Here is a 24842-nt window from a genome sequence, read left to right as displayed (position 1 = left end):
AGAGACCCTTTGGCCCAGTCCTTTACCCTGGTCGTCAGCTGTCCCGACCGGCCCGGCATCGTGCATGGCGTGGCGGGCGCGATTTTCACCCATGGCGGCAACATTCTGGAATCGCGCCAGTTCGACGACCGCGAGACCGGCCGCTTCTTCCTGCGCCTGATGTTCGAGATGGCGGACGATCCACAAGGCCTGCGCAGCACGATGGCCCAACTGGCCGCCGATTTCGCCATGGACTGGCAGCTGGTGCCCACCGGAGAGAAGATCAAGACCCTAATCCTCGTCTCGGGCTTCGACCATTGCCTTGGCTATCTGCTCTACAAGACCCGCATGGGCGAGCTGCCGATGGAGATCGTCGCCATCGCCTCCAACCATCCGGCCAGCGCCATGACAGTCAGCACCATCGGCGATATTCCTTTCCATCATCTGCCGATCACCAAAGACACCAAGCCCCAGCAGGAGGCGCAAATCAAGGCGTTGGTGGATGAGACCGGCGCCGAATTGGTGATCCTTGCGCGCTATATGCAGATCCTGTCCGACGATCTGGCGGGCTTTCTCTCGGGCCGCTGCATCAACATCCATCACAGCTTTCTGCCAAGCTTCAAGGGCGCCAAACCCTATCATCAGGCCCATGCGCGCGGCGTGAAGATGATCGGCGCCACCGCCCATTACGTCACCGCCGACCTCGACGAAGGCCCGATCATCCATCAGGCCGCCGAAGCCGTCAGCCATGAGGACACGCCCGAGGATCTGGTCCGCAAGGGCCGCGAGATCGAGAGCCGCGTGCTGGGCCGCGCGGTGGGCTGGCACCTCAACCGGCGGGTGTTTCTCAATGGCGGCAAGACCATCGTCTTCGGGAACTGACCCATGGCCCGCATCCTGAGAGGCGACGCACTCACCCGCCGGCTGGACGATGATCTGCGCGCCCACATCGCCGCCATCGCAGCGGCAGGAGGCCCTACCCCCACGCTGGCGGTGGTGCTGGTGGGTGACGATCCGGCCAGCCACATCTATGTCCGCCGCAAGCACAAGGCCGCGCAGGCGGTGGGCATCCGCTCGATCGAACATCGGCTGGAGGCTTCCGCCAGCGAGGAAGTGCTGCTGGCTCTGATCGACAGGCTCAACGCCGATCCAGCCGTCCATGGCATTCTGGTGCAATTGCCTCTGCCGCCGCAAATTTCAGGCGACCGCGTGCTGGGCGCCATTGCCCCGCACAAGGATGTCGACGGGTTTCATCCGGTCAATGTCGGGCGGCTGTCCACCGGCAGCGGCGGCGGGCTGGTGCCCTGCACACCGCTGGGCTGCATGCTGCTGCTGGAGGAGGTGATCGCGGATTTCACCGGGCTGAAGGCCGTGGTGATCGGCAAGTCGAACATCGTCGGCAAGCCCGCTGCCCTGCTGCTGCTGGAGCGCGAATGCACAGTCACCGTCACCCATATCCACACGCGCGGCCTGCCCGAGATCGCCCGCAGCGCCGATATTCTGGTCGTGGCGGCCGGCAGCCCCCATCTGGTGCGCGGCGATTGGGTGAAGCCCGGCGCGGTGGTGGTGGATGTGGGGATCAACCGGATTGTGCATCCGGACGGCTCGAAGGGCATCACCGGCGATGTGGCGGCGCATGAATGCGATCACGCCGCCGTGCTGACCCCGGTGCCTGGCGGCGTGGGGCCGATGACCATCACCTGCCTGCTGCGCAACACGGTGGCAGCAGCCAGCGCGGCGCAGGCGCCTTAGCCCAACGGGATCACATCCAGATCCTTGCCCGCCACGATCCGCCCCTTGAAGACGCGGCCCAGCGCGGCCACCAGCGCCTGCGGATCGAAGTTTCGACCGGCCACGAAATGGGTGAGGACCAAAGTCTTCACCCCCGCCTCCTGCGCCATCGCGCCCAGCTTTTCCGGGGTGAGATGCTGGAACTCCATATGCGCCATCAGCGTATCCAGTGCGGCGCCTTGCGTCCCCACCGCCACCAGCCCGGCGCGGATGCTGGGCAGATCGACGATTTCGGACACCAGCACATCGGCGCCATGGCAGAACTGCGTCAGGGGCGCGGAAGGGCCGGTGTCTCCGGTGAAGACCGCGCTGCCATAGGGCGTATCGAAGCGATAGGCATAGGATTTGTCGGCGCCATAGTCATGCGGCGCGGCGTGGATCTGGGCAAAATGGGTGTTGGCCACGGCGCTGATCCGCACGTCCTTATCATCCATCAGCACCTGCGGCGTGGAGACATCCACCTCACGCACCGGATAGAGGCTGGCGAGCGGCGGGCGCCCCGGCGCCTGCGAGCGGAAAATGTCCTCGCCGATGTCCACCGCCGCCAGCGTGGCATCGACCAGCTTGCGCGTGCCCGGCGGCCCCCAGATCGGCATGGGCTTGCTCCGCCCCATCATCCAGCCGCTGGCCAGCAGATAGTCGAGCCCCAGCGTATGGTCCCAATGCAGATGAGTCAGCAAGGTGAGGTCGACCTGCGAGGGCGGCGTGCCCGCGCGCATCAACTGCTGGCCGACATTCTCGCCCGCATCGATCAGGAAACGGCGACCATCGACCTCGATCAGGCTGGCGGGCTGGCTGCGGTCGAAATGCGGCGGCGGGCCGCCCGCCGTGCCCAGCAGCGTGATGCGCGCGCCCTTGGCGGCAGGCTTGCCCTGCGCCCAGCCGCGCATGGGCAGGGTCACGGCGGCAACGCCAGCAAGGCGCAGCAGATGGCGGCGGGCAAGGATCATGCGGTAACTCCGGCGGACAGGTCGACCGCCTGATTGCGGCCCTCCTGCAGATAGGGGAAGCGGGCGACGCGCGCCCGCACCGCCTTGATACGCCCGCCATGGTCGCCCCACAGCACCGTCACCGCAGTTCCGATCTGTGCCTGCGCAAGATCGATGGTCGCATGGCTGAGCACCTTGCGGAAATGATAGCTGTAGACCGTGCCCGAGGAGACGCCCACCGACACGTCCCCCGCCAGCACATGATCGGCATGACCGCACAGGCCGCGATTGGCGGGAGAGACGGGGATTTCGAGATATTTATACTCCGGCTCCTCGCGGAAGAGCGAGGCGTAGATATCGATCACATCGCGCTCGTCCCATTCCAGCGTGACGACGGTGCGTCGCGGGTTGGCCAGTTCCGCTTCCAGCGCCGCGCGGCCGGTGAAATCATGATCGAGGCGGATCGATTTTTCCCAGCCCACCTCGATGGGGGTGCGGCAGCGGGCGCGAACATCGGCGGGATCGATGCTGCCCGCCATGGTCGGATCGGGGAAGCGATAGGGCAGTTTGGCCATAAAGGCGCGCCAGCCCTCGTCCTGATGCATCGCCGAGGAAAAGGTCCAGAACTGCTGCGGGAAACCGCCCTCGACATGGTTGACCTGAAAGGTTTGCCAGCCCAGCCGCTCCAGCCCATGGGGCTCTCCTGCCTGCACGATGGCGTCATAGATCTCGGGGGCCTGTGCCATCGGCCCGTGCAGTTCGAAAGCCAGCGTGCCCGCCATGCCCACACGCATGATCTGCACCTTATGGCCCTTCACGCTGGTCTGGCGATAGCGCAGGAAACCTACATCGCGCAGGCTTTCGCCCGTCGCCGCCTCCAGCGTGGCCAGAGCGGTGGGCCCGGCGATCTGGAAGAGAAAATCATCGCTCACCACCTGCTCGACATCGCCCGAGAATCGACTGAAAGCATAGGGAAACCACGGGCCCGCGACATAGAGCTTGAACTCTTCCGCACCCAGTTTCTGAAGCACGCCATGGCCGGCAATCAGGCCCTGTTCCGTGCAGGCAATGCCATGCTTGGCGGTGCCCTCACGGAATTTGGCAAAGCCGTTGATGAAGGTCTGGGCCAGAAAAGCCTCGGCATCGGGGCCGCGCCAGGTGATCTGCCCCATGCCCGAAAGGCCCGCATGGATATAGCAGCCCTGCTTCCAGGACAAACTCTCGGCCTTCCAGCCATTATATTCCCATTGCCTCACAAAGCCGCCGCTGAGGCTGAACAGCCCATATTGCGGATAGAAGGGAATGGCGGCCGGCAGCGTAAAGGGCGAGGGGAAAGCCATCATTCATCCTGTCGTGAGAAAAAGACGCCATCCGCCAAGTGAGGAAGACGGATGGCGCTGGCCCCAGAATTCGGCTCGATCCGGGAGAATCAATATTTGAAGCCGATGGTCAGGCCATAAGTCCGGGGCGGCGCGGCGACCTCATTGTCGCCGACATCCAAAGCGTTCTGCTGCTGGGTGTAATAGGTGTTGGTCAGGTTCTTGCCCCAGCCGCGGATGAAGAAGGCTTCATTGGCTGGCTTCCACGTCAGCGAGGCATCGAGCAGCGCATAGCGCGCCTGATGTAGCCGGTTCTGCGGATCGGCATAGGAACCGCCGTTGAAATAGACATTGCTCGACAGATCCAGCTTGCCGCCCGCCACCGGGACGACATAGTCGAAACCGCCGTTCAGCGTCACATCGGGCGCATTCTGCACATGGCGGCCCGAGGCATCGCAGGGCGCGAAGACCGTCCCGGCGTAATTGGTGCCCGCCACGCACTGGATCACCGAATTGCCGCCCACCGCATGGAAGAAGGCGTTGGCATTGCTGTAGGCATTGGGGATCGGCACCGACCAGAAGGGCGTGAGGAAGCCGTCCTTGTAGCGGGCATGCAGCCAGCTGGCCCCGCCGTTCAGCGTCAGATGATCGTTCACCTTGATCTGCAGATCGGCGTCCAGACCATAGTTAATCGAACCCGGCGCATTGTAGACATACAATTGCCCCTGAATGATCTGGTTCGCCTGAAGGTTGCTGTAATCATAGTAGAAGCCTGAAAGGTTCAGGCGCACCCGGCGATCGAACAGATCGGTCTTCACCCCCGCCTCGAAAGCATCGACGGTTTCGGGTTGCAGGATCTGGGGCGGGAAGCTGTCGGGCTGGAACGATCCGCTCTTGAAACCGCGATTGTAGGAGGCATAGACCATGACTTCGCGCGAGAAACGATGATCGATAGACAGGCGCCAGGTCAGCTTGGGAAAGGTCTTGCTGACGGCCGGGGCCGTCACCGGCACCACGGTGGCCGCGCCAAAGAAGGGCGTGGTGGTGATGGTCTGGCTTTCGGCCATGTCGCGCTTGTCGGAGGTGTAGCGGATGCCTGCGGTTAGATTGGTCCGCTCGCCCAGCGTATAGGTGCCCTGCGCGAAGCCCGCAAAAGAGTTCAGCGTCTGGCGCACCAGCTGCGAGATGTCTTCATTGGCGCAGGCATAACCGCAGGCCAGCATGCCCTGCGTATCGATGGGGTCATATTTGCCCTGCGACCACATGTAGAAGCCGCCCAACACCCATTTGAACGGGCCTTTGTTGGTGGAAAGCAGCTGCAATTCCTGCGTGAACTGCTTGTCCTTCTGGATCTCGCTGAAGGTCAGCAGATTGGCCGGGGTCTGATCGGCATCGATGCGGGTGAAGAGCTGCGCGGCGCGATAGGCGCTGATGCTGACCAGCTGCACAGCGGCGAAATCATGCGTGATGTTCACCATGCCGCCGCCCTGTTTCGTCTTAACGATGGGATCGACGTCGAGGTTGATGTCATAGCGACCGCCCGGCGTGGGCGTGCCCGCGATGGTCAGGCCCTGATAGGTGCGGATCGCCGGATCGCTGCGGCTGGACTGGGCATAGTCGCCCGCCAGCGTGACCACGGTGCTCTCATCCTCGGAGGCCCAGCGCAATTTGCCGCGCAGCCCGTAATCCCAGCCTTTCTGCACATCATGGCCGGTGTAGAGGTTCTTGCCGTAGCCCTTGTCCTGCTCATTGAAGACGCCCGCCAGGCTGGCGGTCACCCCCTTGGTCAGGCCGCCGCTCAGATATGCCGAACCGCCATATGTGTTGTAATTGCCATAGGTCAGCTGCGCATTGGCATGCAGCTCCTCGGTGGGTTTGAGCGTGGTGACCTGGATCACGCCGCCCGTGGCATTGCGTCCGAACAGCGTGCCCTGCGGGCCCTTCAGGACATCGACCTGCTGCACATCGGCCAGCGCAAAGATCGCGCCGGTGGAGGAGCCGATATAGACCCCGTCGACATAGGTCGCGACAGGGTTCTCGATGCCCGGGCCGGTGGCGGTGGTGCCGATGCCGCGAATGCGTGGCTGGCCAAAACCGCCCAGATTGGTGTTGAAACTGAGCGAAGGCGTCAGCTGCGCCAGTTCGGTCGTATCGGTGATACCGGCGGTGGAAAGCCGCCCCATGCTGAGCGAGGTGATGGCAACCGGCACATTCTGCGCGGTTTCCGAACGCTTTTGCGCAGTAACGATGATGTCCGCCAGCCCTTGCGTGATGGGCGCGCCACTGGTCGCGGGCGGCGCAGCGGAAGAAGGCGTCGTTTGGGCCATCGCCGCCCCGGGAATGACAAGGCATCCAAAAGCCATGGACAGAGCAAGCACGCCGCAATGGCCGCGCAGATCGGCACGAGAAGTCGCCATCAGATCTCCCTTTCGGATCACTTATCCGGATCGGGATTGTGCAGGCCCGCCAGTGTGATTCCCTTTGCAAGGATGGTGGTAAGCCAGCGCCCGGCGCCGTGCGATATGGGAAATAGGCACCACACTATCGCCAATCCCGCCACAATCTGCCGCGCTTTCACTTGCAGCATAAATCGCAACAAACCATCGCGGAATTGCAGCATTCCGCCCATCCCAGGCCGGGCCTAAACCCTGTCGCAAACCGCCCCGCCGCGAGAGGATGATGCATTATGTCCATGAAAGCCGATTTTACGCAGGGCTTTGTACGCAATCACTGGTATGCCGCCGCCTGGTCAGCCGAGATCGGCGAGAAGCCCTTCGCCCGCCGCATCCTCAATGAGCGCATCGTGATCTTCCGCATGCCGGACGGCACGGTGGGCGCGCTGGAGGACCGCTGCCCGCACCGCCTCGCCCCGCTGTCCATGGGCGAATGCGCCGATGGGGGCCTGCGCTGCGGCTATCACGGCATGGTCTTCGATGCCAAGGGCCAGTGCATCGCCATTCCGGGTCAGGATGTGATCCCGCCCACCGCGCGCACCCGGGCCTATCCCGCCATCGAAAAATACGGGCTTGTCTGGGTCTGGACCGGTCAGGGTGAGCCTGATCACAGCCGTTTCCCGCAAGTGATGGGCTATGGCGAGGAAGGCTGGGCGCTGCTCGATGGGGGCTATCAGCATCACGCCGGCAATTACCGCATCGAGATCGAAAATCTGATGGACCCGGCCCACACCACCTTCCTGCACAAGGAAACCATCGGCAACAAGGCGGCAAAAGACGTGCCGGTGCAGGTGGCGCAAAACGAACGCGGCCTTTCCGCCTTTCGCTGGATCGACAATGTGCCGCCCACCCCGCTCGACCAGAAGAGCCATGATTTCGGCGAGGGCCGCGTCGATCGCCGCATCGCCTTCAACTTCGAACTGCCTGCCACCTCCTTCGTGGATATTGCGGTGATCCCGGCGGGGATGGAGCGCAACGAGGACAATCTGATGCGGGGCGGCATCCGCACCTTCAGCTACAAATTCCTCACCCCCGAAACCGAGCGCTCGACCCATTTCTTCTGGCTGCATCTGCGCAGCTTCGGCCTTGGCAATCCGATGCTGGAAACCATGCTGCGCAGCAATCTGGAAAAGACCTTCACTGAGGACAATGAGATGGTCGCCGCCATCCAGCGCGAGCAAGAGGAAACCGGCCTGCGTCAGCGCACCGCCATCGCCATCGACCGCGCACCGATCATGGCGATCCGCATGATCGACCGGATGATCGCCGCAGAACAGGGCGAGCCACAGGCCCTATCGGCCTGACCACGCCAGATCGACCCCGACAAAAACCCCGCAGTCCAATGACTGCGGGGCTTTCTTTGGCTCTACAAAAGGGCGACGACCGGAAAAACCAGCCGCCGCCCCGCCCCGACCTTCAGAGGAATTCGGCAGGAATGTAGAGTGGCATGGAATCCTCCCACAGGCTGTCCGTCAGCAGGCGCTTGTTGCTCCCGTCGGCATCCATCACGAAGATCTGGCCATAGGGCTGGAAGGTGAAGTCATAGATCGCCGCCTCGTCGCGGAACCCATACATGCCGCTGGAATAGAGGATCTTATTGTCATGGGTCCACACCGAATGGCCGTCATTGGCGCCAGTCTCGGTGAGGATACGATAGTCGCTGCCATCGGGCCGGATCGTGCAGACGTGGTAATTGGCCGGGCCGAACTGGCGGGTGAAGGTGATCAAGTCGCCATCGGGCGACCAGAAGGGCAGATTGTCCTTCTCCTGCGTCAGGATGCGCGTGCTGTTGTCCTCCAGATCATGGATGCGCAGGCCGAAATGCCCCTCGCCCCAGACGCGATAGACGATGAAACGCCCATCCGCCGAATAGCTGGGGAAGCCCGAATGCACCGTGCCATCGGTCAGCGCCTCATGGTATGAGCCATCGGCCCTGGCGCGCATCAGCACGGCCTTGTCATGGCCTTTGCGCTCCTGAAACCAGTTGCCGCATCCAAAGGCCGCCCATTGCCCATCGGGCGACCATGTCGGCTGGAACGCCCCGGCGATGCCCTTCTTGTTGAGCAGCGGGTCGAGCCCGGCCCTGGCCGCATCGAAGGCCACGACCTGATCGCTGCCATCGGGTTTCATCGTCACGACAGAAGAATTGCCCAGCTGCTTCTGGGTGATCATCAGCCGCCCCTGGCGCGAGAGCACCGGGAAAGTGTCGGTGGAGCGATAATCCCAGTCCTCATCCCAGCTGTAGAGCGGCGTGTTCTGGGCGCGGAAGCCAAAACCGACCTTCTCATAGACCACCTTCGTCCCGTCAGGCGACCAGCAGGGTGAGCGCAACTGCCGCAACACCGAAGGCGCGCCCGAGGTGTAATGCAGGCCGGTATGCGCCTCCTTCTGCACCCATGCCGCATCGGTGGCGCGGATGCCGGGCCCTGCCCCGCCTGCCTTGATGAAATAGGCCACATCCTTGCCGCCCGGCATGAACTGCGGCGCCAGCTTCAGATCGGGGCCGCTGGTGTGTTCGATGCGGTCCTCACCCGTTGCGGCATCGACCGAGACGATCTGCGAGGCGATCCGCCCGATCCATTCCGGGCGGCGGGCGCCCCATGTATGCTCGCGCTCCAGCTCGTAGAAGACGATGCGGCGACCATCGGGCGACCATTTGGGCGACCCGAGGCAATAGCCCGGCTTCGACACCAGCTTGCGCACATCCGTGCCATCGGCGCGGATCACATAGATCGAGAGTTCCTGCGTATGCTCCCAGCCATGGCCATCGCTATGGCCGGTCCAGCCGGTGTTGCGATCCGAGGAGAAGGCGATCCAGGCGCCATCGGGCGACCATGCCGGGCGGAAGGAGCAATCGGGGCTGTCCGGATCGATGGTGTCTGCATGGCCGCCGGTCAGCTTGCGGCGCTCACCGGTGGCCAGATCGACCACCCAGATGTTGGCACGATAGCCATCCGCCGTGGAGACGAAAGCGCCCTTGCTGCCATCGGGCGAGAGCACCAGCGCGTCCTCCACCGACGGGGTTTCCACCACAGGCTGCACATCGCTGCCATCGGGACGGCAGCGGAAGACATCGGCCTGCCCGTCGCCATTGCGCTCGCTGGTGAAGGTGATCCATTGCCCATCGGGCGAGAAGCTGGCGTGATAATCGAGGTTCCCCTCGGGCAGCAGCAGGCGCTCATCGCTGCCATCGGCATTGGCGATGTAAAGCGCCGAGGAGGAGGGCCCGATGCGGTTCATCAGCATCACGCCCTTTTTGGCGGGCGCTATGGGGGATGGTGTATCGGTGCTCAAGGTAACTCTCCGAAGCGAGGGACAAGGATGCCGCCGGGCCGTCAGGCGCGCGCAGGCACGAAAGCGAAGCTGGTGGGGGCGGCGATCGACAGCGCATCAGGCATGGCGGCGAGCTGCCCGCTGGCGGCATCGCGTTTGAAGAGCCGCACCTCATCCGAAGCCTGATTGGCCGCCAGCATCCAGCGCCCGGTCGGGCTGATCTCCAGCGCCCAGGGCTTGTCGCCACCAGCGGCGATGGTCTGGATCGGTGTCAGCCTGCCGTCATCGCTGTCGATGGCGAAGGCATGGATCGTGTGAGTCCTGCGGTTGGTGGCGTAAAGGAAGCGGCCATCGCGCGATATGGTGAAACCGGCGGCATTGGGTTCGCCCTCATGCTGCGGCGGGTCGAGCGACAGAGTGCCAAGAGGCGTCAGCGTCCCGGTTTCGGCCGCCCAACCGAAGGTGAGGATATGGGCGGACAGTTCGGTCAGCAGATAGGCGAAGCGGCCATCCTTGCCGAACAGCAGCAAGCGCGGCCCGGCTCCTGCCGGCACGGCCACATGCAGCGAAGGATCATCGCCCAGCAACTGGCTTTGCGGATCATAGGGATAGATGAAGATGCGATCCGCCCCCATATCGGGCGCGAGCAGAAAGCGCCCGGACGGATCGAGGGTTACTCCATGCGCATGGGGCCCCTTCTGGCGGCGATGCGGCCCGCTGCCTGTGCCAACCCGCGAGGAACACACAGGCTGCAGAGCGCCATCGGGCGAGACAGGCAGAACCGCCACTTGCCCGCCACCGAAATTCGCCACGAACACACTTCGCGCTTCAGCATCGAGCGTGAGATGGGTGGGGCCGCTACCGCCCGATGGCATGCTGCTCAAGGGGGCCAGTGTGCCTTGTGCGAGATCAATGGCGAAGCTCAGCACATCGCCGATACGGTCCCCGGCATTGCCCATCTCGCTGACCGCATAGAGGACGCTGCGGTTCGGGTCCGCCATCACCCACGTCGGCCGGTCGACAACCGCCGCGAGGCAAGGTTGATCGAGCTGTCCGGCTGCCTCATCGAGACGCAGAACATGGATGCCGCCGTCAGGTCCAACGCCCTGCGTGCCGACGAAAACAAGGGATTGGTTCACTGGTCATCGCCCCGGAGCATCGATAAGCCCCAAGCTGCCAGATGCTTCGACTGTTCAGACCTGTATCCGGTTTCAACCACGAGTCCGCTTCCCATATCAGCCTCCCGGCTGCGCTGGTGCGCGCCCGGAAAACCCTTGCTGCTGCTATGGAATGTTGCGGCAAGCGCGCCGTTTGATGCAAGCGCTGGTCCGGCAACTCACTGTCGCGGATCATTGCCTAATCGGCGGAGGGAATCCGTGCGATGTTTCTTGCTAGATCGAGGCACTTTAAATTGTTGGTGCTGACAGCGATCCGTTGTTTCAATCGCGACCGAACAAGGTTTCGTCATGAGCAATTGGATTGCTCCACACTTTCCTCTGTTCGGCAATTGACCACAAGACGATCCTCAATCGCATCATCTGATGGATTCGACTCGATGTGTTCAACATAATCTTTGCTGCCCCATAGGCAAAAAGCGGCAGGCCCGATCAGTTGATGATCGATGCGCCCCTTCAGAGAAGAACCGGAAGATTCCGATACCACATCTCTTCGGCGCATCCGTACACGCTAAGACTGCTGCGCTCACACCCTCAGGTCGGCCATCTGCATCGCTGTAATCGTCTTCTCCCGGCTCATCCCATGAGTCCTGATCGCAGGTCTCATTCATGCCGCCATAGGAGAGACAGAATCTCGCCGCCTAAGACCATGCACCAACGCAAAAGTGTGTAACCACAGCAGGCATGCGCGATTACCGTATGTACGGCAGCGCCTGTTTCCCACAAGCGTTGGCAACCAGCTCCCGACCCCACCCAGCGCAGACTTGATCCACTGGATCGCCCGCGTGGTCATCGAATTGTCAAATTCAAGGGGTCGATTAGCTGCATTTCAACAACAATGCATATTGGGTATACCGGCTTATCATTCGCCTTCCGCAGGTCCATCTGGCCCTCACACCCGCTGCCAAAGCACGATGGTTTCAAGGTTTTTTTGACCCCCCGTTAAAAAGCGTTGAACCTCGGCGAGAAGAAAAGACAGCGGGCGTCAGGAGGAATAGAATGAAAACTGCCATCTATAGCGCCGCTGCAGCTCTGACCCTGGCTGTCGCCCCCACCGCTCACGCGCAGAGCACCGATCACGGCTGGACCGGCCCCTTCGTCGGTATCCAGGGCGGCTGGGAAGAAAACAGCGTTCGCAACCCCAACAACGCCATCACCATGACCCCGCTGACCCAGAGCAGCGACACCGGCACGGTCGGCGTCTTCACCGGTTATGACAAGGAAGTTGCCCCCCGGATCGTGGTCGGCGCTCAGGCTGAACTGAACTTCCCGATCGACTCGCGCTTCGGCAACGGCTTTGCCGAGATCAACCCCAAGCGCTCGGTCGACCTCTCGCTGCGCGCCGGTTACCTGGTGCAGCCCAAGACGCTGGTCTATGTCCGCGGCGGCTACAGCAATGGCCTCTACGGTTCGGATGTGGGCGCGATCCACACCTCGACCGACCGCAACGGCTGGCTGCTGGGCGGCGGCGTGGAGCGCAAGCTGACCGACAAGGTCTCGGCCCGAGTCGAATACCGCTACACCGACCTTAGCGAAGGCAATGGCAAGTTCGACCGCCATCAGGTCCTGCTGGGCGTCGCTTACCGCTTCTAACGCGTCCCTCCCGCGCTCCGTCCCTATCCCCCCGTATGGAGCGCGGAACCTCGCGGTCGGAGGCTGACTTTCAGCCCCCGACCGCGAAATTTGCCAGCACGAAATCGATAAAGCTGCGCACCGAAGGCAAAATGCCGCGCGGCGTCGGATAGATCAGGAACACGCTGTATTCGGGCGTGAACCAGTTCGGCAGAACCCGCGCCAGACGGCCCTGCGACAGATCATCCGCCACCAGCGATTCGGGCAGCAGCGCCATGCCCACCCCCTGCCTTGCCGCCTCCCGCTGAATATGCAGATCGCCGCTGACCAGACGCGGCCTGAACTGGATGCGATGCGCGCGATCATCCTCGCTGACGCCTTCTTTCTCCAGACTCCAGCGGGCAAAATCGTTCTGCAGATCGGTGGGGCGGGCAATGATCGGCAGATCGGCCAGATCGGCCGGGCCACTGGGCGCTCCCCATGCTGCCAGCACACTGGGCTGGGCCACCAGAATGCGGCGAATACGCCCCAACTCCCGCGCCACCAAACTGCTGCTGTCCGCCGGATGCGCCGCCGCGAAGATCACGTCGAACCGCTCCTCCAGCGGATGCAGCACACGATCCGTGGCCTCGACCGTCACCTCCACCTTGGGATGGGCCGCCATATAGCGCGGCAGCAACGGCGCCAGATAGTTCTGCGCCAGAATCACCGGGCATCCCACGCGGATCATGCCGGTGGGCTCCTTCTTGAACTCCAGCACACTGTCGCTGGCCACCTGAGCGCCATCCAGCACCAGCAGACAGCCTTCATAGAAGCTCATCCCCGGCTGGGTGAGCGTGACGCTGCGTGTGGAGCGCTGCAGCAACCGCACGCCCAGCCTGTCCTCCAGCGCGGCAACATGGCGGCTGAGGCGCCCCTTATCGACGCCCGTCGCCCGCGCCGCCGCCGTAAAGCCGCCATGCTGGACCACGGCGGCAAAAAAGGCGAATTCATTGAGATCGATCATCTTGCCCCTTTCGGCCTTGCCGGCCCAAGGGGCAAGAGGAAGGAGGCTTGATCCTTCAACCGGTCTCCCTTTGCTCAGCCTGCCATCCGCCGCCAAGCGCCTTGAACAGATCCACCCGGTCCGAGGAGAGCTGGGTCAGGGCGGCGGCATGAGCAGCGCGGGCATCCAGCATCGCCCCCTGCACCACCAGCATATCCAGCAGCGAGATCGAACCGGCGCGGTAACGCCGGTCTCCCAATTGCCATGCCTTTTCGGCGCGGGCCTGCGCCTCAGCCAGTTCGTCGAGACGGCGTTGCCCGGTTTGCACGCGGGTCAGGGCCTGCTCCACCTCCTTCAGCGCTGTCAGCACGCGGCCGTCGAAACTGGCCAGTGAGGCATCGCCCTGCGCCCTCGCCTGCTTCACCCGGGCGCGAGCCGTCGCAATGTTGGGGAAGGACCATGAGACAGCCGGACCCAGCGAATAGGAAAAGGAATTGCTGCCCTGCACCGTCTGGCTGCGCAGGAAACCACCGAAAGCACCAAGGCTGATTTTCGGGTACAGATCCGCCGTGGCGACCCCGATCCGCGCCGTATCCGCCGCCAGACGCCGCTCGGCCTCGCGGAGGTCGGGACGGCGCCGCAAGAGAGCGGCGCCGTCACCGACCGGCAGCACAGAGGCGGGGGTGGGGGGGATAGCGCACCCCTGCGCTGCCTTGGGGATAGCATCGGGCGTCTGGCCCAGAAGCGCGGCCAGTTCGAACAGCGCCACCTGCCGCTGCGCCTCGAAAGCGGGCAGAGCGGCGCGGGCGGTTGCGGCAGCAGCAGCAGCGCGCTCCACATCGAAAGTTGCGACCGAACCGGCCTTTTCCTGCGCTGTGACCAGATCGAGGTTTTGCTGCGCCACCTGCGCCGAATCCCGCGCCACCGCCAGCGCATGGCCCTGCGCGCAGGCCGCCAGATAGGAGCGTGTCACCTCAGCGGCGACCAGCACGCGCACGCCGTCGCGCGCGGCCTCCTGCGCTTGAGTGTCGGCGCGGGCAGCCTCGATGCTGCGATGGATCCGGCCAAAGAGGTCCACCTCCCATGAGAGCGAGGCCGAGGCATTGCCGAAGCCCTGCCCCTCCCCGATCTGCGCCGAACCACCCTGCCCACCGCCAAAGCTGACGGTGTTGCCATAACCGCCGCCTGCCGAAAGATCGGTGGAAGGCAGCCGCCCGGCCCGCGCTTCCGACAGCACGGCACGCGCCTTGGCCAGATTGGCCGCCGCCACCCGCAGATCGGTGTTGGCGGCAAAGGCCTGAGCGATCAGCGCATCGAGCGCCGGATCGCGGTACAGGCGCCACCAATCGTCCGGCAGGGGCGCGGCGGGATCGATGCCCTGCCCCGTGGTCACGAACTGGCCGCCCTTGGGAAGCGCCGCGACCGGCTTGTGATAGTCCGGCCCAACCGTGCAGGCGGTGGTGAGGAACGTGGCGATCATCGCCGGGAGAATGCTCTTACGCATGGGCCATCTCCCCTTCCTGCGCGTCCATGGTGGGTTGGGCGGCTTCCTTGCGCCGGTGGTCGCCCGCCAGCAGCGTGTAGATCGTGGGCAGCACGAAGAGCGTGAACAGCGTGCCGACCAGCATCCCCATCACCACCACAATGCCGATGGCAAAGCGACTGGCCGCGCCCGCACCTCCCGCGAAGAGCAGAGGCACCAGCCCGGCCACCATCGCCGCCGTCGTCATCAGGATCGGGCGCATGCGCACGGCGGCGGCATGGCGGATCGCCTCGGCGCGGGTCAGGCCGTGGCTGTGCTGCATCTCATTGGCGAAAGAGACCATCAGAATGCCATGTTTGGAGATCAGCCCGATCAGTGTCACCAGCCCGATCTGCGTGTAGATGTTGAGCGTGGTGAACCCCAGATAGAGCGGCACCAGCGCGCCCGAGATCGCCAGCGGCACCGTCACCAGAATGACCAGCGGATCGCGGAAACTCTCGAACTGCGCGGCCAGCACCAGGAAGATCACCACCAGCGCGAAGGCGAAGGAGACGGTCAGCTGGTTGCCCTCATGCACATACTGGCGGCTGTTCGACAGCCAGTCGACGCTCATGCCGGGCGGCAGCGGCTGCTCTTTCAGAAAATCCACTGCCTGCCCCATCGTCACGCCGGGCGCCAGCACCGCCGAGATGGTGGCCGAGTTCATCTGGTTGAACTGCGGCAGCTTGTTGGGCTGCGGATTGATTTCGATCTTCGCCACGGTGGAGAGAGGCACCAGACTGCCGCTGCGGGTCTTCACATAGAAGGCGCCGAGATTGTCGGGCGTCAGGCGCTTGTCCTGCGGCACCTGCGTGATCACGTCATAGGACCGGTCATGCCAGTTGAAGCGGTTGACGTAATTCTCGCCCACCATCAGCGCCAGCGTGTCGGCGATCTCCTCCATGGAGACGCCCAGCTCGCCCGCCTTGGCGCGGTCGATGGAGACATGGGCCTCCTGACTGTCAAAGGCCAGATCGGTGTCCACGAAAGCGAAGAGCTTGCTGCCCCATGCCGCGCCCTTGATCGCTTCGAGCGTGCGGTAGATTTCAGGGAAATCATCAGCGGAACGGATCACCATCTGCACCGGCAGACCGCCGCTGCCCGCAGGCAAAGGGCTGTCCTGAAAGGCCGTGGCATAGACACCGGTGACGGCCGCACTTTTCCCGGCGATCTCGGCCTGGATCTGGTCGGCATTGCGGTGGCGCTTGGACCAGTCATCCATGATGATGCCACCGAAGCCGATGTTGGCGCCCAGCGTGCCGCCCATATCGAACCAGCTGCTCTCGTATTCCTTCACGGTGCGGAGCAGCGCATCGACCTGCCCGCTGTAGCGCGAGGTATAGTCCACATTGGCATATTGCGGCGCCTTGGTCTGGACGAAGACATAGCCCATATCCTCCTGAGGCGCGAGTTCACGCGCCGCCCCCGTGAAGAACACCACGCTGGCGCCCATGATCGCCGCGCCCGCCAGCAGCACTGCGCCTCGCGCCGACAAGGTGCGGCCCAGCACGCGGTCATAGCGCGTCGTCAGACCATGCATGGCCTTTTCCAAAGCCTGCTCCAGCCGCCCCTCGCCCATTTTGGCGTGCAGCAAGCGGCTGCTCATCATCGGCGACAAGGTGAGCGCGATCACGCCCGAGACCACCACCGATCCGGCCAGCGTAAAGGCAAATTCGCGGAACAGCGCGCCCGTCAGCCCGCCCATCAGCCCGATAGGGGCATAGACGGCGGCCAAAGTGATGGTCATGGCGATCACCGGGCCGACGATCTCGCGCGCGCCCTTCAGCGCGGCTTCGATAGGGCCTGCGCCTTCCTCGATATGGCGATGGATGTTCTCCACCACCACAATGGCGTCATCCACCACCAGACCGATCGCCAGCACCATCGCCAGCAAGGTCAGCAGGTTGAGCGAGAAGCCGAAAGCCAGCATCAGCGCCGCCGTGCCCAGCAGCGAGAGCGGGATCGTCACCACCGGAATGATCACCGCGCGGAAGGTGCCCAGAAACAGGAAGATCACCACGATGACGATGGCCACCGCCTCGATCAACGTATGCTCGACCTCATCGATGGAGGCTTCGACGAAATGGGCGGTGTCGAACTGGCTGACAACTTTCAGCCCCGGCGGCGCCACGCGCTGCATCTGCGGGATCAGCGCCTTCACGCCTGCCACAATATCCAGCGGATTGCCGTCCGGCGTGGGCGCGATGGCCACGCTGACCGCCTTCTTGCCCGAGGACAGCGCCTGCGCATCGTAATTCTGCGCCCCCAGCTCCACCGTGGCGACATCGCCAAGGCGCACGATGCTGCCATCGCCGCCGCTCTTCACCACCATCTGGCGGAAGGAGTCGACATCGCGCAGATCGGTGCCCGCCGTGATGTTGATCGCAGTGTTACCGCCTTTCAGCTGCCCCGGCGCGGCCTGCACATTGTTGGCGCGCAGGGCATTGCCGATGTCGCTGGCGCTCATGCCGCGCCCGGCCAGCTTCACCGGATCGACCCAGATGCGCATCGCCAGAGGCGCGCCCCCGCTGATCTCGGCCGAGGCCACGCCCGGCACCGAGGTGATCAGCGGCCGCGCCACACGGTTTACAAAGTCCGCCACCTGCGAGGACGACAGGCTGTCACTGGAAAAGGCCAGATATTGCACCGCCGAGGCGCCATCGGTGATCTTGGCGATAGCCGGATCGGTGACGCCACTCGGCAGCCGGTATTTCACCTGCTGCACCTTGGCGAGGATGTCGGCCATCGCCCGGTCGGCATTGGCGTTCAGCACCAGCTTGGCGGCGATATGGCTCTTGCCCTGCGTGGAGGTGGAGGTGAGATATTCGATCCCCGCCGCCGTGGCGATGGATTGCGAGATCGGCGTGGTGACAAAGCCCTGCATCACATCCTGCGTGGCGCCGGGCAGCGACGTGTCGATGGTGATGGTCGCGCTTTCCATGCGCGGATATTGCCGGATCTGCAGCGCGAAGACCGCGCTGAGCCCCACCAGCAGGATCAGCAGGCTGACCACGATGGAAAGGATCGGGCGGCGGATGAACAGGTCGGTGAAGGCCATCTCAGCGCCCTCCCTGCGGCACGGTTTTGACGACCTTGACCTGAGCGCCCGGCTGCACCCTCAGCAGGCCATCGGCCACGATCACATCGCCCGCGCGCAGCCCGCTGGTGATGATCACCGCCTCACCCACATGAGCGCCGGTCTGTACGGGCACGATCTCCGCGCTGCCTTCGGTCTTGGCGTGGGGTCCGCGAATGGCGATCACACTGTCGCCCTGCGCCGAGGTCTGGATCGCCGTGGCGGGCACCAGCAGCGCCCCTTCGCGCGGCGGCAGGGCCAGAGCGGCAGTGACATACATGCCCGGGCGCAGCACCTGCCCCGGATTGGCCAGCTGCGCCTGCACCGTCACATTGCGCGTGTCCTTGCCGATAGCCGGTTCCACGGCATTGACGCGGGCGGTGAAGCTGCGGCCCGGGAAGGCGTCGCTGATGACGGCCACCTGCGTGCCGGGCTTCAGCCTCGCCAGCTCCTGTTGAGGCACGGCGAAATCGACATAGAGCTGGTCCAGCGCGGTCAGCGTCGCCACCGCATCGCCGGGGTTGAGATATTGGCCGAGGTTGATCCGGCGGATGCCGATCTGCCCGGCAAAGGGCGCGCGCACCTGCTTCTGCACCAGCCGTGCCTCGATCTGGCGCACAGCGGCTGTGGCGGAATCGCGGTCGGCGCGGCGCTGTTCCAGCAGTTCGCGCGATTCCGCGCCGCTTGATGCCAGCCCCTGCGAGCGCGCAAATTGCGCCTGAGCGAAAGCGGCCTTGGCGGCAGCGGCCTGACGGTCGGCCTGCTCAGGCCCGTCATAGAGCTGAACCAGCAGCGCGCCCGCGCCCACCCGGTCCCCGGCGGCAAAATGGATGCCGGCAATGCGCCCCGCCACTTCGGGCGACAGCACCACCTCGCGCACGGCGCTCAAGGCGCCCACGGCCTCGATGGCGGCGGGGACGTCGCGGGGCAGCACCTCCACGGCAGCAACCTGCACCGCCTGAGGCGCCCAGCCCTGATCGCCCTTGTTGCGCAATGCGCGCCAGCCGAACAGGCCGCCCAGCACCACCACCAGCGCCACACCGGTGATCACCATCACGCGGACAGGAGCCTGGCGGCGGACCTCCATCCTCTCCCCCATGGCCGTCATCGCGTGGCGCCCGTCTTGTCGGCAGACGCGTCATCGCGCTGCGGCGCCGGTGCGGGCAGCCAGATCTGCGGGTTCAGCGGCTGGTAGAACAGGATCATGTCGGCTCCTCTGAATGCCTCCGCGCCGGGCGGAAGGGCCCGCCGGGAGCGAGCCGACACGCTGCTTACAACCTTAACCTTGGTTGAGGTCAAGATCGGAATTTCCGATTGTTTCCTGCAGATTTTCCGATTGAAGGCCGCACATAAGCCGCCTATCAAACCTTTATATAAGATCAGGATTACCGTGATGGACGCGCACTCTTCCCTGACCGTCGGCGAGCTGGCGCAACGCAGCGGCGTGCCGGTCTCCACGATCCATTTCTACGAGAAAAAGGGCCTGATCGAAGGCTGGCGCACACAGGGCAACCAGCGCCGCTATGAACGCCGCGTGCTGCGCCGCGTGGCGATCATCCGCGTCGCCCAGCGCGCGGGCCTGCCGCTGGCGCTGATCAAGGAGCATATGGACCGCTATGAATCCACGCCCATCACCTCGGCGCAATGGGACGCCCTCAACCGCGAATGGCGCGCCATGCTGGATGAGCGCATCACCAGCCTGATCCAGCTGCGCAACCAGCTGGACAGCTGCATCGGCTGCGGCTGCCTCTCGCTGCAGGATTGCCCGTTGCGCAACCCGGGCGATACACTGTCCGCGCAAGGCCCCGGCGCGCGCCTGCTGGCCTCCCGGCAGGACTGACCGGCGGCACCCCACGCGATCTCCCTGATCTTGCTGCGAAACGCTCCACAGCGGCGGCGGCAAGGCTGGCGGTCCCGCGCGTTTCACGCTAGCAAGCGGCGGCCTCTATCGCGATTGAGAGACATATGCGCTATCGAGTTGCTGAAGGATCGCTGGCTCTTGCCGCGCCGTGGCAGGATCAGAGCATCAATGTGCTGTTGCCCAGGGAATCCCGGGTGCAGGGCTGCAATCTGGTGATCGCGCGTGACACGCTGGCGCTGGGCATGGGTTTTCAGGACTATGTGATCCAGCAGAAGCAGACTTTCGCGGCCCAGCTCGCCGGTTTCGAGCTGATCGCCGACAGCCCGGGCACCATCGATGGCCATGAGGCGCAATTCCTCGAAATCGGCTGGAAAAGCGACGGCAAGCTCATCCATCAGGTGATGGCCATCGTGGCGGGAGAGGGACAGACGGTGCTGAACTTCACCGGCTCCATCCCCGGCGGCCCCGATGAAGAGACGCGCGGCTTGCTGATCGCGGCGATCACCTCCTTCACCTTCGGCGCGTGACGGAGCACCCCGAAGCCGCCGAAAAGCTGCGCGCCTTGCGCGAAAAGACGGCGGCTTCCAGCAATGCGGGCACGGTTTCGGCGATTGCCACCACCGGCCATGTGGTTTCCGGCGGGCTTCTGGCCGCCGGGGCGGTCAGTGCGGCCAATGCGGGGATGGCGGCGCTCAAATGCTTCGGGTCGCGGGTGGCGGCGCCGCTGGCCGGGGCGATGGCGGGCGCCTGGGTGGCCGAGAAGGTCCATGCCGATGAGGCCGCCTTCCGGGTTGCCCAGCAGTTCGGCGCCAAGCGGCTGGCCGGGCCCGGCAAGAATGCCGCCCATCTCAAGCATCAGATCGCGCATAGTAATGTCTTTGCGGGCATTCTGGCCGGTCTGGCGGTGGGCGCGGCCATTGCCGTGGGCGCCGCGCTGATCATCGGCACGGCGGGCATGGCCTCGCCGCTGGTGGGGGCGGCGGTCGGCTTTGGCGCGGGCTTTATGGGCGCGGCCATCGCCGGGGCCGGGGCCAAGACCGCGACGATGGAAGGGCCGATCACCAGCGGATCGCCCAATGTGCTGTTCGAGGGCCAGCCCGCCGCGCGCGTCACCGATACGGCGACATGCTCCAAACATTCCGGCCCGCCCTCACAGATCATCGAGGGCAGCCAGACCATCCTGATCAACGGCCTGCCCATGGCCCGCATCGGCCACAAGCTGTCCTGCGACGCGGTGGTGCAGGAGGGCTGCGCGACGGTGCTGGGCGATGACACCACCGGCTCCTACGGCACGCCCGATGCCGATCTCTCGATTGCCGAGCAACTGGTGCTGTCGGTGGCCGAAGTGGCGGGCACCTATTCCTCGGTGCGCGAGGGGGGCCTGCTCGACGGGCTGCTGCGCAAGCTGTTTGGCGAGCCGGTCGATATCGTCACCGGCGATTATGCCGACAGCCGGGTCGATTTCACCCATCCCGGCCTGCTGCCCCTGACGCTGGAGCGGACCTATCCGGGGCGGATGCGGGTGGACGGCGCGCTGGGCCCGCGCTGGATCTGCAACTGGTCGCAACGGCTGCTGCTGGATGAGCCGGGCGCCACCGCCCTGCTGGAGGATGCCGGGGGCCAGCGGCTGCGCTTTGCGCTGGGCGATGCGCTGCAGATCGATGCGCGCCACCTCAAGGCGCCCTATTACCATCTGACCGGCACGCGTGACCGCCTGCGCCTCTATGACAGCCGCAGCCGCCAGTGCCTGGTCTTTGCCCCGTTGAGCGATCAGGCGGTGCTGGAGCTTGCGGCGATCGAGGATCGCAGCGGCAACCGCATCACCTTCCATCGCGATCCCCGGGGCCATCTGCGCGAAATCCGTCACCCCGATGGCACGCTGTTCCAGATCGAAACCACGCCTCAGGGCTGGCTGAGGACCTTGCGCATGGCGGGCGAGGCCGAGCCGCTGGTGCGCTATGCCTATGATGCCGCAGGCCATCTGCTTGAGGTGCAGGGCACCTTCACCGGTGAATTCCATTATCGCTACACGCCGGAAGGCTGGCTGAACGCCTGGCGTGACAGCGGGCCAACATCTGTCGAAATCGCCTATGATTCCGCGGGGCGCGTCATCGCCACACAGGGTCCCGAAGGCCTGTTCAACGACCGCTTCCATTATTTTCCCGAACAGCGCCGCTCACGCTATGTCGACGCCACCGGGGCGGCGCGCGAGTTCCGCTATGATGCCAACAATCTGGTCGTGGAGGAGATCGATCCGCTCGGCGCACGCTGGATCAGCGCATGGGACAGCCTCGAAAAACTGCAGCGCCGCATCGATCCCGCCGGGCGCGAAACCCGCTACGCCCATGATCGCGACGGGCGCTGCATCATGCAGACCGACTGGGCCGGGCGCCGCACAAGCTGGACTTACGACCGCTGGGGCGCCCTCACAAGGATCGAGGATGGGGAAGGCGCCACGGCCTTCACCCATGATGCTTGCGGCAGGTTGATCCGGTGGCAGGCGCCTGACGGTCGCTCGGGCACGGCCACCTATGATGCGCGCGGGGCGCTGCTGAGCGCCCAAACCTCCGGCGAAGGCGCAACGCTGTGGGAGAACGATGCCGCCGGGCGCCCGCTGGCCCGCCACGATCCCGGCGAGCGGATCACCCGCTATCAATGGGACCGCATGGGCCGCATGATCGCGCTGACCGATCCTGCGGGGCGCGTCAGCCGCTGGGACTATCGCCGCTCGCCCGAAAATCCGCGCGGGAATCTGGCCCTCGCCCGGACGCCGGATGGCGGCGAAAACCGCTTCGCCTATGACAGCGAAGGCCTTCTGGCGGCCCGCATCCGCAGCGATGGGCAGACGGTGCGCTTCACCCATGGCGCCTTCGACACGCTGCGCGCGGTGACCGATCCGCTCGGCCCGACCACGCGTTTCGCCTATGACGGGGCGGGGCGGCTCGCCGCCATCACCGATGCCGCCGGGCAGCACTGGCAGTTCCGCTATGATCCGGCCGGGCGCCTCGCCGCGCAAAGCGACTGGGCCGGGCGCGAAACGCTCTATCGCCGCGATCCGCTGGGCCGCGTGCTCGCCAAGCGCCTGCCCGATGGGCGCGACCAGCAGTTCGAATGGGACGAGCGTGACCGCATCACCCGCGTGGTGGCGGGCGAGGATGCCATCTCCTACCGCTATGACGAGCGTGACCGGCTGATCGGCGCCAGCACCTGGCAGCTGGTGCAGGGTGCGCCGCAATGCCTCGCCGATGTGACGCTGCATTATGACGACAAGGGCCGCCTGCTGCGCGAGGAGCAGAACGGCATCGCCATCACCTATCGCTATGATGCGGCGGGGCGCTGCATCGGCCGCGCCAGCCCCAGCGGCGAGACATCTCTGGCCTTTGATGATGCGGGCCTGCTCACCCGCTATGAGAGCAATGGCCATGCCCTGCGCTTCAGCCATGATGTCAGCGGGCTGGAGACCCTGCGCGAGCTGACCGCGCTCGGCTCGGCCACGGCGTTTCAACTGCGCCAGCGCTATGATCCCGCCGGGCGCATCGCCGAACAGCGCGCCGGGCCCGTGCCGGTCTTCGCATCGCAGCGTGAAGCGCCCGATGCCGTGGCCCGCCGCTATGAGTGGGACGCTGTGGGCCGCCTTGCCGCCACCAGCGAGGCTGGCGCGGAAACCCGCTATCGCTATGATCCGCGCGATCAGGCCGTCTCGGTGGAGCGGCCCGAAGCGCGCGAGACCTATCGCTACGACGCCCTGATGAACCTTGCCGAGGGTCTGGCGGGCGAGCATCGCTATTGGCGCGATTGCGTGGTCGAGGCAGGCCCCAACCGTTTCCGCTATGATGCCTGCGGGCGGATGGTGGAGCGCGTGCTGGTGGAGGACGGCTTCCGCCCCCGCCGCTGGCGCTATCGCTGGGACGGGTTCGATCGGCTGGTCGGGCTGGAAACGCCCGATGGCGCACGCTGGCGCTACACCTATGATGCCTTTGGCCGCCGGGTGGGCAAGGCGCGGCTGGGCGAGGCCGCGCGACAGGTCGCCTATCTATGGCAGGGCCAGACGCTGGCCGAGGCATGGCATCGCGAGGATGCGGCGGAATCACTGCGCATCGAGCGCTGGCATTTCGAGCCTGATGGCCTGCGTCCGCTCGCCAAGGAGCTGGTGCAGGCCGATGCGGCGGGCGACCCCATGCTGGCGGAGGCCGACTGGCACCCCATCGTGGCGGATCAACTGGGCGCGCCGCATGCGCTCTTCGATGCCGATGGCACCTGCCGCTGGCGTGCCGCAGCGCAGCTCTGGGGCCGCACCCGCACCGCAAGGGCGCTGCTGCGCGAACGCCTCGGCGATGAGGAGCCCTCGCCCTGCGCCCTGCGCTTCCCCGGCCAGTGGGAGGATGAGGAAAGCGGGCTGCATTACAACCTCAACCGCTATTACGATCCGGAAACGGGGCAATATCTCTCGCCCGATCCGATCGGGGTGAGCGGGGGCGTAAGAACCCATGCCTATGTGCATGATCCGTTGCACTGGATGGACCCCCTTGGTCTGGCCGAATGCAAATGGGGCGACTGGTATGCGGCCAAGACCGGAACCAAGGCGCCCAAGGGCATGCCCCGCCCGCATGCCCATCACATCATCTTCAAGGGCGAGTTCGCCGATCTGCCTGAGATGCAGGCTGCGCTGGGCCGCAGTCGCACCGTCGCGGCAAAATATGGCATCGACCCGGTCAATGATCCCGATGCGCTGATGTGGGCACCCAATCGCGGGCACAGCATTGACAATGCCGAAACGGTCGCCTCGCGGCTGGAGGCTGCGGATGCGCGCATCTCCGCGCAGAACCTGCCCAAGGCACAGGCCACGGCAACGATGAAGACAGAGTTGCAAACAATCGGCAATGATGTTTTTGGCTGGCCATGAGCAA

General features: G+C 64.9%; 17 protein-coding genes. 7 read left to right on the top strand and 10 right to left on the bottom strand.

Translation table 11 applies throughout. The features are described 5' to 3' along the window. Positions 1-9: 9 nt before the first annotated feature. Entirely contained in the window at positions 10-861 is an 852-nt protein-coding gene (purU, locus tag HGK27_RS26165) for a formyltetrahydrofolate deformylase (protein WP_206243750.1), read from the top strand. Positions 862-864: 3 nt separating this feature from the next. Continuing rightward, positions 865-1731: a bifunctional 5,10-methylenetetrahydrofolate dehydrogenase/5,10-methenyltetrahydrofolate cyclohydrolase gene (locus HGK27_RS26160; RefSeq protein WP_206243749.1), complete on the top strand. Its 867-nt coding sequence runs from the start codon at positions 865-867 to the stop codon at positions 1729-1731. Here the strand turns inward: HGK27_RS26160 and HGK27_RS26155 are convergent. The 4 genes from HGK27_RS26155 to HGK27_RS26140 all read right to left on the bottom strand — a co-directional run bounded on the left by HGK27_RS26155 (position 1728) and on the right by HGK27_RS26140 (position 6638). After that, positions 1728-2720: an MBL fold metallo-hydrolase gene (locus HGK27_RS26155; protein ID WP_206243748.1), complete on the bottom strand. Its 993-nt coding sequence runs from the start codon at positions 2718-2720 to the stop codon at positions 1728-1730. The two genes, HGK27_RS26160 and HGK27_RS26155, sit on opposite strands and share 4 nt — an antisense overlap. After that, entirely contained in the window at positions 2717-4042 is a 1326-nt protein-coding gene (locus HGK27_RS26150; RefSeq protein WP_206243747.1) for an aminomethyltransferase family protein, read from the bottom strand. Before HGK27_RS26150 ends, HGK27_RS26155 begins: the two co-directional genes overlap by 4 nt. Positions 4043-4128: 86 nt before the next feature. Further along, a complete protein-coding gene (locus HGK27_RS26145) occupies positions 4129-6435 on the bottom strand; it encodes a TonB-dependent receptor (RefSeq protein WP_206243746.1) in 2307 nt (768 codons plus the stop codon). A 17-nt stretch (positions 6436-6452) separates the two neighbouring features. After that, the gene (locus HGK27_RS26140) at positions 6453-6638 is read right to left on the bottom strand and encodes a hypothetical protein (RefSeq protein WP_206243745.1); all 186 of its coding nucleotides are present in this window, start codon (positions 6636-6638) and stop codon (positions 6453-6455) included. A gap of 66 nt (positions 6639-6704) precedes the next feature. Between HGK27_RS26140 and HGK27_RS26135 the strand changes: the two genes are divergently transcribed. Further along, positions 6705-7775 carry an aromatic ring-hydroxylating dioxygenase subunit alpha gene (locus tag HGK27_RS26135; protein WP_206243744.1) on the top strand — a complete coding sequence of 357 codons (1071 nt, stop codon included), beginning with the start codon at positions 6705-6707 and terminating at the stop codon, positions 7773-7775. A gap of 112 nt (positions 7776-7887) precedes the next feature. On the opposite strand, the gene HGK27_RS26130 is transcribed toward HGK27_RS26135, so the two are convergent. Together HGK27_RS26130 and HGK27_RS26125 are read right to left on the bottom strand one after the other, a co-directional pair. Next, positions 7888-9765, bottom strand: a complete 1878-nt coding sequence (locus HGK27_RS26130; protein WP_241127496.1) for a hypothetical protein — start codon at positions 9763-9765, stop codon at positions 7888-7890. Positions 9766-9806: 41 nt separating this feature from the next. Continuing rightward, positions 9807-10883, bottom strand: a complete 1077-nt coding sequence (locus HGK27_RS26125) for a lactonase family protein (RefSeq protein WP_206243743.1) — start codon at positions 10881-10883, stop codon at positions 9807-9809. 1035 nt (positions 10884-11918) lie between these two features. Between HGK27_RS26125 and HGK27_RS26120 the strand changes: the two genes are divergently transcribed. Next, positions 11919-12512 (top strand): outer membrane protein, encoded by a 594-nt coding sequence (locus tag HGK27_RS26120; RefSeq protein ID WP_206243742.1) that lies wholly within the window; start codon positions 11919-11921, stop codon positions 12510-12512. Between the two features lie 70 nt (positions 12513-12582). Here HGK27_RS26120 and HGK27_RS26115 read toward each other — a convergent pair whose 3' ends face one another. The 4 genes from HGK27_RS26115 to HGK27_RS26100 are packed head-to-tail and all read right to left on the bottom strand — an operon-like array spanning position 12583 to position 19161. Continuing rightward, positions 12583-13497: a LysR substrate-binding domain-containing protein gene (locus HGK27_RS26115; protein ID WP_206243741.1), complete on the bottom strand. Its 915-nt coding sequence runs from the start codon at positions 13495-13497 to the stop codon at positions 12583-12585. Positions 13498-13552: 55 nt separating this feature from the next. Next, positions 13553-14980: an efflux transporter outer membrane subunit gene (locus HGK27_RS26110; protein WP_206243740.1), complete on the bottom strand. Its 1428-nt coding sequence runs from the start codon at positions 14978-14980 to the stop codon at positions 13553-13555. Then, on the bottom strand, positions 14973-18056 hold the full coding sequence (locus HGK27_RS26105; RefSeq protein WP_206243739.1) for an efflux RND transporter permease subunit: 3084 nt from the start codon (positions 18054-18056) through the stop codon (positions 14973-14975). The genes HGK27_RS26110 and HGK27_RS26105 overlap by 8 nt, the downstream gene beginning before the upstream one ends. 1 nt (position 18057) lies before the next feature. Next, complete coding sequence (locus HGK27_RS26100; protein WP_241127494.1) at positions 18058-19161, bottom strand: efflux RND transporter periplasmic adaptor subunit; 1104 nt, start codon at positions 19159-19161, stop codon at positions 18058-18060. Positions 19162-19467: 306 nt separating this feature from the next. Between HGK27_RS26100 and soxR the strand changes: the two genes are divergently transcribed. The 3 genes from soxR (at position 19468) to HGK27_RS26085 (ending at position 24838) form a co-directional block, all read left to right on the top strand. Beyond that, on the top strand, positions 19468-19914 hold the full coding sequence (gene soxR / locus HGK27_RS26095) for a redox-sensitive transcriptional activator SoxR (protein WP_206243738.1): 447 nt from the start codon (positions 19468-19470) through the stop codon (positions 19912-19914). 125 nt (positions 19915-20039) lie between these two features. Next, on the top strand, positions 20040-20462 hold the full coding sequence (locus tag HGK27_RS26090) for a DcrB-related protein (protein ID WP_206243737.1): 423 nt from the start codon (positions 20040-20042) through the stop codon (positions 20460-20462). Beyond that, a complete protein-coding gene (locus HGK27_RS26085) occupies positions 20459-24838 on the top strand; it encodes an RHS repeat-associated core domain-containing protein (protein WP_206243736.1) in 4380 nt (1459 codons plus the stop codon). The genes HGK27_RS26090 and HGK27_RS26085 overlap by 4 nt, the downstream gene beginning before the upstream one ends. Positions 24839-24842 lie beyond the last annotated feature (4 nt).

The sequence above is a fragment of the Novosphingobium terrae genome, from assembly GCF_017163935.1.
Lineage (GTDB): Bacteria > Pseudomonadota > Alphaproteobacteria > Sphingomonadales > Sphingomonadaceae > Novosphingobium > Novosphingobium terrae.
The sequence above is the reverse complement of the archived record's forward strand: the minus strand, read 5'-3'. Positions and strand labels throughout refer to the sequence as shown.

What these genes read in the sequence shown, in the direction of transcription:
- HGK27_RS26155 (WP_206243748.1), bottom strand. Translation starts at nt 2,720, where the DNA reads ATGATCCTTGCCCGCCGCCATCTGCTGCGCCTTGCTGGCGTTGCCGCC.
- HGK27_RS26105 (WP_206243739.1), bottom strand. Translation starts at nt 18,056, where the DNA reads ATGGCCTTCACCGACCTGTTCATCCGCCGCCCGATCCTTTCCATCGTG.
- HGK27_RS26140 (WP_206243745.1), bottom strand. Translation starts at nt 6,638, where the DNA reads ATGCTGCAATTCCGCGATGGTTTGTTGCGATTTATGCTGCAAGTGAAA.
- HGK27_RS26145 (WP_206243746.1), bottom strand. Translation starts at nt 6,435, where the DNA reads ATGGCGACTTCTCGTGCCGATCTGCGCGGCCATTGCGGCGTGCTTGCT.
- HGK27_RS26100 (WP_241127494.1), bottom strand. Translation starts at nt 19,161, where the DNA reads ATGGAGGTCCGCCGCCAGGCTCCTGTCCGCGTGATGGTGATCACCGGT.
- HGK27_RS26135 (WP_206243744.1), top strand. Translation starts at nt 6,705, where the DNA reads ATGTCCATGAAAGCCGATTTTACGCAGGGCTTTGTACGCAATCACTGG.
- HGK27_RS26115 (WP_206243741.1), bottom strand. Translation starts at nt 13,497, where the DNA reads ATGATCGATCTCAATGAATTCGCCTTTTTTGCCGCCGTGGTCCAGCAT.
- HGK27_RS26110 (WP_206243740.1), bottom strand. Translation starts at nt 14,980, where the DNA reads ATGCGTAAGAGCATTCTCCCGGCGATGATCGCCACGTTCCTCACCACC.
- HGK27_RS26150 (WP_206243747.1), bottom strand. Translation starts at nt 4,042, where the DNA reads ATGATGGCTTTCCCCTCGCCCTTTACGCTGCCGGCCGCCATTCCCTTC.
- soxR (WP_206243738.1), top strand. Translation starts at nt 19,468, where the DNA reads ATGGACGCGCACTCTTCCCTGACCGTCGGCGAGCTGGCGCAACGCAGC.
- HGK27_RS26090 (WP_206243737.1), top strand. Translation starts at nt 20,040, where the DNA reads ATGCGCTATCGAGTTGCTGAAGGATCGCTGGCTCTTGCCGCGCCGTGG.
- HGK27_RS26120 (WP_206243742.1), top strand. Translation starts at nt 11,919, where the DNA reads ATGAAAACTGCCATCTATAGCGCCGCTGCAGCTCTGACCCTGGCTGTC.
- HGK27_RS26160 (WP_206243749.1), top strand. Translation starts at nt 865, where the DNA reads ATGGCCCGCATCCTGAGAGGCGACGCACTCACCCGCCGGCTGGACGAT.